This is a genomic window from Streptomyces sp. NPDC059456, assembly GCF_042750055.1.
Taxonomy (GTDB): Bacteria; Actinomycetota; Actinomycetes; order Streptomycetales; family Streptomycetaceae; genus Streptomyces.
Map to the genome: position 1 here is coordinate 1 of NZ_JBHYVA010000411.1, position 7,609 is coordinate 7,609.

Genomic DNA, 7,609 nt, shown 5'->3' on the forward strand with positions numbered 1-7,609 from the left:
CCCCCACTCTCCCCGGGAAGCGGGGCCGCGCCGCATCCCGGCCGGGACCCCGGCCCGGACCCGTCCTCCGATCAGCCACCACGGCCCGGGGCACCTCCCGGCGGCGGCCGGGGGAGCCCGATCCGCACGGCGGGCCCTAGCCCCGCTCGCGTTCCTCGACCGCCGAGTTGTACGCCGCCACCAGCGCCCGCCGCGCCACCCGCTCCACCGGCCGCAGCGCCTCCGTCCGCGCCGCCATCTCCGAGGCGGCCACCGCACCGCCCGGCCCGTGCTCGTACGCCAGCGACACCAGCAGGTCCACCCGCTGCGCCAGCGCCAGCACCCGCACCGCCCGCGGCGGATACCCCGGCGCCAGCACCTCCCGCCCGGCCTCCGCCCGCGCCCGGTACGCCGACAGCGCGGCCTCCGCCACCGGCCCCGAGCCCGCCACGTCCAGCCGCGTCAGGACCACCGTCGCCTCGCGCAGCGACTCCGCCAGCTCCCGCTCCGCCTCACCGAGCGACGGCACGTCCGCCGGCGGGGCCTCCCGTACCGGCAGGCAGTGCCACGTCACCGAGACGTGCAGGTCCCCGGGGGCCGGACCCGCCTCGGCCACCTCCGGCACCAGACCCAGCGCCGCGCCCACCGCGACCACCGCCTCCCCGGCATCCAGAGCCCGGGCATTGAACTCCGCCGGCCCGCTCAGCCCCAGCGGATGCCCCGGAGCGGGCAGGGCCACCCGCAGCCCGGTCACCCCCAGCGCCCGCAGCCGCCCGAGCGCCAGCGTCAGGCCCACCGGACCCGATTCGCCCGGCAGCCCCACCACCCGGTGGACGGCGTCCTCGCCCACGATCGACGACACGGCCTCGTCGGGCGAGACCAGTCCGGCCAGCAGCGCGTTCCCCCAGGCGGCCAACCGCCCTGAACGTGGTTCGAAAAGCATCCCCCCACTTTACGGATCGACCCGGATCGGGCCCCGCGTCCCACCTGGCGCCCGGACCCCTCGCCGAGTGGCGTAGGTTTTCCCCTGGGGCTGCGCCTACCGGTGCACAGACGAAACCGAGACTGCAAGGGGAGACAACACGCTCATGAGCGATGTTCTGGAGCTGGTGGACGTATCCGTGGTCCGCGAGGGCCGGGCTCTGGTGGACCAGGTCTCCTGGTCGGTGAAGGAGGGGGAGCGCTGGGTGATCCTCGGCCCCAACGGCGCCGGCAAGACCACGCTGCTGAACCTCGCCTCCAGCTACCTCTTCCCCACCAAGGGCGCCGCCACCATCCTCGGCAGCACCCTCGGCAAGCCCGGCAGTGACGTCTTCGAGCTGCGCCCGCGCATCGGCGTCGCCGGCATCGCGCTCGCCGACAAGCTCCCCAAGCGCCAGACCGTCCTGCAGACCGTCCTCACCGCCGCGTACGGGATGACGGCGACCTGGCAGGAGGAGTACGAGGAGATCGACGAGCAGCGCGCCCGCGCCTTCCTCGACCGCCTCGGCATGACCGAGTACCTCGACCGGAAGTTCGGCACCCTCTCCGAGGGCGAGCGCAAGCGCACCCTGATCGCCCGCGCCCTGATGACCGACCCCGAGCTCCTGCTCCTCGACGAGCCCGCCGCCGGCCTCGACCTCGGCGGCCGCGAGGACCTCGTACGCCGCCTCGGCCGCCTCGCCCGCGACCCGCTCGCGCCGTCCATGGCGATGGTCACGCACCACGTCGAGGAGATCGCCCCCGGCTTCACCCACGTCCTGATGATCCGCCAGGGCAAGGTCGTCACCGCGGGCCCGATCGACCTCGAACTGACCTCCCGCAACCTGTCGCTCTGCTTCGGCCTCCCCCTCGTCGTCGAGCGCAACGACAGCGACCGCTGGACCGCCCAGGGCCTCCCGCTCCGCTAGGCAACCTCCCGCGAACCGGCACCCGTACGCCCGGTACGCGGACCGTCGCACCCTGTCCCGACCGCACCCGCCCGACCTACCATGACCATGTGAACATCGACGCGTGGCTGTGGTGGCTCATCGGCGCGGTCGGACTGGGCATCCCGCTCGTCCTGACGGCGATGCCCGAGTTCGGCATGTTCGCCGTCGGCGCGCTCGCCGCCGCCGTCACGGCGGCGTTCGGCGGCGGACTGGTCGCCCAGGTCCTGGTCTTCGTGATCGTGTCCGTGGCGCTCGTCGCCGTGGTCCGCTCGATCGCCAACCAGCACCGCGAGCAGCGGCCCCAACACCGCACCGGAATCGACGCGTTGAAGGGCAGAAGCGCACTCGTCCTCGAGCGCGTCGACGGCAGCGGAGGCCGGATCAAACTCGCCGGCGAGATCTGGTCCGCCCGTACCCTCGACGCGGACAGCAGCTTCGAGCCGGGCCAGCAGGTCGACGTCGTGGAGATCGACGGAGCCACCGCCGTCGTGATGTGAGCTCGCGAGCTTGAGCCAAGGAGCCGACCCGAGGCCCCGGGGTCTGCGAGACTCCGATCAACGGGGCAGCACGGACAGCCGGAAGGGCACGGGGAACCGCATGTCATCGATCATCATCGTCCTGATCATCCTGGTGGTCCTGGTCTTCATCGCCCTGGTCAAGACGATCCAGGTGATCCCGCAGGCCAGCGCCGCCATCGTCGAACGCTTCGGCCGCTACACGCGCACCCTCAACGCGGGCCTCAACATCGTCGTCCCGTTCATCGACTCGATCCGCAACCGCATCGACCTGCGCGAGCAGGTCGTGCCGTTCCCGCCGCAGCCGGTCATCACCCAGGACAACCTGGTCGTCAACATCGACACGGTCATCTACTACCAGGTGACCGACGCCCGCGCCGCGACGTACGAAGTCGCCAGCTACATCCAGGCCATCGAGCAGCTCACCGTCACCACCCTGCGCAACATCATCGGCGGCATGGACCTGGAACGGACCCTGACCTCCCGCGAGGAGATCAACGCCGCCCTGCGCGGAGTCCTCGACGAGGCCACCGGAAAGTGGGGCATCCGCGTCAACCGCGTCGAGCTCAAGGCGATCGAGCCGCCCACCTCCATCCAGGACTCGATGGAGAAGCAGATGCGCGCCGACCGCGACAAGCGCGCCGCGATCCTCCAGGCCGAAGGTGTCCGCCAGTCCGAGATCCTGCGCGCCGAGGGCGAGAAGCAGTCCTCCATCCTGCGCGCCGAAGGTGAGGCCAAGGCCGCCGCACTGAAGGCCGAGGGCGAGGCCCAGGCCATCCGCACGGTCTTCGAGTCCATCCACGCCGGAGACGCCGACCAGAAGCTCCTCGCCTACCAGTACCTCCAGATGCTCCCGAAGATCGCCGAGGGCGACGCCAACAAGCTCTGGATCGTGCCCAGCGAGATCGGAGACGCCCTCAAGGGCCTCTCGGGAGCCATGGGCAACTTCGGCCCCATGGGCGGCGGTACGGGCTTCAACCCGCAGAACACCGGCAAGGCCCCCGGAGCCGACGGCAACGGCGTGGGCAAGGCGGCGAACGGCACGGACCGCCGCGAACAGCCCCCGATCGACTAGCACCCGGTCGACTGCCACCCGGCCGCCCCGGACCGGCATCCCCTGTTGCATGATCAGTGAGGCCCCTCGACCTTCATGGCGGGGAGGCGACTCACTCTGCAAAGGGGATGGCCCAGTCCATGTCCACGTCTCTGTTCTCGATGTCCCTCTGGGAATCACTCGCGGTCTTCGCGGCCGGCATCGGCGCCGGCACGATCAACACCATCGTCGGATCCGGCACGCTCATCACCTTCCCGGTGCTGCTCGCCACCGGACTCCCGCCGGTCACCGCCAACGTGTCCAACACCCTCGGCCTGGTGCCCGGTTCGATCAGCGGGGCCATCGGCTACCGCAAGGAGCTCCGGGGCCAGCGCGGCCGCATCATCCGGCTCGGCGCCGTCTCCCTCGTCGGGGGACTCGCGGGCGCCGTCCTGCTCCTCACCCTGCCGTCGGACTCCTTCGACACGATCGTGCCCGTCCTCATCGGACTGGCCCTCGTGCTCGTCATCCTCCAGCCCCGGCTCGCCGCGGCCCTGCGCAAACGCCAGGAAGCCGCCGGAGCGGACGGCGGACACCCCGACGGCGGCCCCGCCCTGCTCACCGGAATGCTGCTCGCCAGCGCCTACGGAGGCTACTTCGGCGCCGCACAGGGCGTGCTCTACCTCGGCCTGATGGGCCTGCTGCTCCACGAGGACATGCAACGCATCAACGCTGTCAAGAACGTCATCGCCGCCCTCGTGAACGGCATCGCGGCCGTCGTGTTCCTCTTCGTCGCCGAGTTCGACTGGACGGCCGTGCTGCTGATCGCCGTCGGCTCCACCCTCGGCGGCCAGATCGGCGCCAAGGTCGGCCGCCGTCTCTCACCCACCGTGCTCCGCGCGGTGATCGTGGCCGTCGGCGTCATCGCCATCGTCCAGCTCGTGCTCCGCTGAGCGACGTACCCGAAATACGTCACCCAGCGGACCGGCGGTCATACGGCCCTACGAGGCGGAGCGCTCCAGCCACTCCGGGAGCGCATCACTGCCCGCCACCCCCAGGGCCAGCAGCATGGCATCCGCCGGCGACGGCACGAACGGCTTCCGGAGGAGCGGCATCCCCGCCTCCTCCGGAGTCCGGGCCGCCTTGCGGTGGTTGTCCTCGGCACAGGAGGCCACCGTGTTCAACCACGTGTCCCCACCGCCCTGCGCCCGGGGAAGTACGTGGTCCACGGTCGTCGCGCGCTTCCCGCAGTACGCGCACCGGTGTTGGTCCCGGACCAACACCCCCCTCCGTGACCAGGGAGCATGTCTTCGGAACGGCACCCGTACGTACCGGCACAGCCTGATCACCCGGGGCATCGGAAGATCCAGGCTGGCACCGCGCACACGCAGTTCGGGATGCGACTGTTCGACGACGGCCTTGTCCTGGAGCACCAGGACCACAGCCCGGTTCAACGTCACCGTCGACAGCGGCTCGAAGCTCGCATTCAGCACCAGCGTGTCCCGCATCTCGCCCACCTCCCGTGTGCAGGCCCGCGACCACCCTGGCGGCAGGGCCCGCAACCACTCTGGCCGCGCGCGCCACGCGGGACAACGCAATAAAAATGCCCGGTCCTGGTCGTCTTTAGACCAGGACCGGGCAAACGCACGGCGAACGATCAGCTCGCGGGAGCCTCGTACTCACCGATCAGCTGCGCCCGGCCCAACGCGTGGAAGCGCAGGTTGAACCCGACGACCGCCGGAGACACGTCCGCACCGGGGCCCAGCTTCTCCTGGTCCACCGCGTACACGGTGAACACGTACCGGTGCCGCTCCCCGGCCGGCGGGGCGGCACCGCCGAAGTCCTGCGTGCCGTAGTCGTTGCGCACGTGCACGGCCCCGGCGGGCAGACCCTCGAACTTCCCGCTGCCCGCCCCGGCCGGCAGCTCGGTCACCGAAGCCGGCAGATCGAAGAGCACCCAGTGCCAGAACCCGCTGCCCGTCGGGGCGTCCGGGTCGAAGCACGTCACGGCGAAACTCTTCGTCCCCTCCGGAAACCCCTCCCACCGCAGGTGCGGCGAGACGTTCCCGCCCCGCAGGACCTGGGCGTCGCCCAGCACCCCACCGGGTTCGAGATCGGCACTCTCCACCGAGAACGCGTGCACCCGGGGGTGGAAGTCGTGCGGAAGGGGCGCCCTGTTCTGCTCGGCCACTGCTGAACCTCCTGATCGCGAGCCGGTACCGGCCGGTACCGGGCCCGAGCCTAGAACCAGTTGCGCTGCGAACCCACGGACGCGATCCACTGGTTGAGGTACGCCGCCCAGTCGGTCCCCTGGTACGACTGCAGCCCCACCTGGAAGCAGCGGTAGGTGTCGCTGCCCTCGGTGAACAGCCCCGACTTCTTGTCCATCTCCAGGACGACGTCCATCTCACGGCCGTCCGAGATGAAGGTCAGCTCCACCTGGTTCAGCCCGCGGTACTGCGACGGCGGCAGGAACTCGATCTCCTGGTAGAACGGCAGCGTCTGGCGCGTGCCGCGGATGTGCCCGCGCTCCATGTCCGCGCTGCGGAAGCCGAAGCCCAGCTGACGGAACGCGTCCAGGATCGCCTGCTGCGCCGGCACCGGGTGCACGTTGATCGGGTCGAGGTCGCCGGCGTCCACCGCACGCGCGATCTCCAGCTCGGTGCTGACCCCGATGTTCATCCCGTGCAGGTGCTGGCCCCCGAAGTGGGTGATCGGCGTCTCCCACGGGATCTCCAGCCCGAACGGCACCACGTGCAGGGCACCCGGCTGCACCTGGAACGCACCGCCGAGGCGCTGCTTGGTGAAGACGATGTCCTGCTTGTACTCCTGGTCGCCGCCCTCCACCTCGACCCGCGCCTGCAGGCCCACCGACAGGCCCTCGATCTGCTGCTCCACGGAACCGCCCTGGATGCGGACCTCGCCCTGGACGATCCCGCCCGGCACGACGTTCGGCTCGGTGATGATCGTGTCCACCGAAGCACCGCCGGCACCCAGCGCCGCGAACAGCTTCTTGAACCCCATGCTCTGACTCCCCTTGAAGGCTCGTGCGACTACCGCTTACGAGTACACCCTGACAAACGCGGAACCTTAGGCCCCGGTTGCAGGCGTGCGCGTTCGACTACGCTCGACCGGATGAGCGCGCGCCCCGACCGTACGCCCCTGACCCGGTCCTTCTTCGACCGGCCGGTCCTCACCGTCGCCCCGGACCTCCTCGGCCGCATCCTGGTCCGCCGTACACCGGAAGGCCCGCTGGAACTCCGCATCACGGAGGTGGAGGCGTACGAAGGGGAGGCCGATCCCGGCTCCCACGCCTACCGGGGGCGCACACCACGCAACGCATCGATGTTCGGTCCGCCCGGACACGCGTACGTCTACTTCATCTACGGGATGTGGTTCAGCCTCAACCTGGTGTGCGGCCCGCCGGGCCACGCGAGCGGGGCCCTGCTGCGCGCGGGCGAGATCACCCGGGGCGCCGACCTGGCTCGCAAACGTCGACTTTCAGCCAGAAGCGACCGAGAACTGGCCAAAGGGCCGGCCCGCCTGGCCACCGCCCTGGCGATCGACCGGTCTCTGGACGGCACCGACCTCTGCGCGGGCCCCGATTCCCCGCTGGAGCTCCTGACCGGCACCGCGACGTCGTCCGACCTGGTGAGCAACGGTCCCCGCACGGGAGTGGGCGGCGCCGGAGCCGGTCACCCCTACCGCTACTGGATCACCCACGACCCGACGGTCAGCCCCTACCGCGCCCATGCGCCACGCCACCGCTCAACTTGACTCGCCCTTGGCGGACGCCTAACGTAGCCCGAGCCGCTTGAACGGGGCACTGCCATCAGCAGACCCCCGGGGCGGCCAACCCACTACCTACGACGTACCCCTGGCGGGGTCGATTTCGGCATGCCCGAATTCGAATCCAGTGGCTCGATTATGAGTCGCAAGGGATAAGCGCTAAAGTGGTGGAACGCCGAAAGGCAAAGGCCCCCAACGGCCACCGAATTCAAATCCAAGTCGGAAACGACAACGGAAATGATCTGGTAGAGTTGGAAACGAAGAACGAAAGCCCGGAGGAAAGCCCGCGAGGGTGAGTACAAAGGAAGCGTCCGTTCCTTGAGAACTCAACAGCGTGCCAAAAATCAACGCCAGAAGTTGATACCCCGTCCACTTCGGTGGAT

10 protein-coding genes are annotated in these 7,609 nt (G+C 70.0%); 5 read left to right on the forward strand and 5 right to left on the reverse strand.

Annotated features, from left to right (window positions below; all coding sequences use genetic code 11):
• Positions 1–136 precede the first annotated feature (136 nt).
• Positions 137–922, reverse strand: a complete 786-nt coding sequence (locus tag ACFXA3_RS28550) for a hypothetical protein (RefSeq protein ID WP_385191365.1) — start codon at positions 920–922, stop codon at positions 137–139.
• 145 nt (positions 923–1,067) lie between these two features.
• Between ACFXA3_RS28550 and ACFXA3_RS28555 the strand changes: the two genes are divergently transcribed.
• The 4 genes from ACFXA3_RS28555 to ACFXA3_RS28570 all read left to right on the forward strand — a co-directional run bounded on the left by ACFXA3_RS28555 (position 1,068) and on the right by ACFXA3_RS28570 (position 4,390).
• Positions 1,068–1,868 (forward strand): ABC transporter ATP-binding protein, encoded by an 801-nt coding sequence (locus ACFXA3_RS28555; RefSeq protein ID WP_030162321.1) that lies wholly within the window; start codon positions 1,068–1,070, stop codon positions 1,866–1,868.
• A gap of 89 nt (positions 1,869–1,957) precedes the next feature.
• Positions 1,958–2,386, forward strand: coding sequence for an NfeD family protein (locus ACFXA3_RS28560; RefSeq protein ID WP_385191367.1), 429 nt, complete (start codon positions 1,958–1,960; stop codon positions 2,384–2,386).
• 100 nt (positions 2,387–2,486) lie between these two features.
• Positions 2,487–3,479: an SPFH domain-containing protein gene (locus ACFXA3_RS28565; protein WP_385191368.1), complete on the forward strand. Its 993-nt coding sequence runs from the start codon at positions 2,487–2,489 to the stop codon at positions 3,477–3,479.
• Between the two features lie 140 nt (positions 3,480–3,619).
• Complete coding sequence (locus ACFXA3_RS28570) at positions 3,620–4,390, forward strand: sulfite exporter TauE/SafE family protein (protein ID WP_385191376.1); 771 nt, start codon at positions 3,620–3,622, stop codon at positions 4,388–4,390.
• 48 nt (positions 4,391–4,438) lie between these two features.
• Here ACFXA3_RS28570 and ACFXA3_RS28575 read toward each other — a convergent pair whose 3' ends face one another.
• The 3 genes from ACFXA3_RS28575 to ACFXA3_RS28585 all read right to left on the reverse strand — a co-directional run bounded on the left by ACFXA3_RS28575 (position 4,439) and on the right by ACFXA3_RS28585 (position 6,461).
• On the reverse strand, positions 4,439–4,945 hold the full coding sequence (locus ACFXA3_RS28575) for an HNH endonuclease (protein WP_385191370.1): 507 nt from the start codon (positions 4,943–4,945) through the stop codon (positions 4,439–4,441).
• A gap of 149 nt (positions 4,946–5,094) precedes the next feature.
• A complete protein-coding gene (locus tag ACFXA3_RS28580; protein ID WP_385191371.1) occupies positions 5,095–5,628 on the reverse strand; it encodes a YbhB/YbcL family Raf kinase inhibitor-like protein in 534 nt (177 codons plus the stop codon).
• Positions 5,629–5,678: 50 nt separating this feature from the next.
• Positions 5,679–6,461 carry a sporulation protein gene (locus ACFXA3_RS28585; protein ID WP_385191372.1) on the reverse strand — a complete coding sequence of 261 codons (783 nt, stop codon included), beginning with the start codon at positions 6,459–6,461 and terminating at the stop codon, positions 5,679–5,681.
• A gap of 111 nt (positions 6,462–6,572) precedes the next feature.
• Between ACFXA3_RS28585 and ACFXA3_RS28590 the strand changes: the two genes are divergently transcribed.
• On the forward strand, positions 6,573–7,214 hold the full coding sequence (locus tag ACFXA3_RS28590) for a DNA-3-methyladenine glycosylase (RefSeq protein WP_385191373.1): 642 nt from the start codon (positions 6,573–6,575) through the stop codon (positions 7,212–7,214).
• Between the two features lie 171 nt (positions 7,215–7,385).
• Here ACFXA3_RS28590 and ACFXA3_RS28595 read toward each other — a convergent pair.
• A partial coding sequence (locus tag ACFXA3_RS28595; RefSeq protein WP_385191374.1) for a hypothetical protein occupies positions 7,386–7,609 on the reverse strand: 224 nt, incomplete at its 5' end.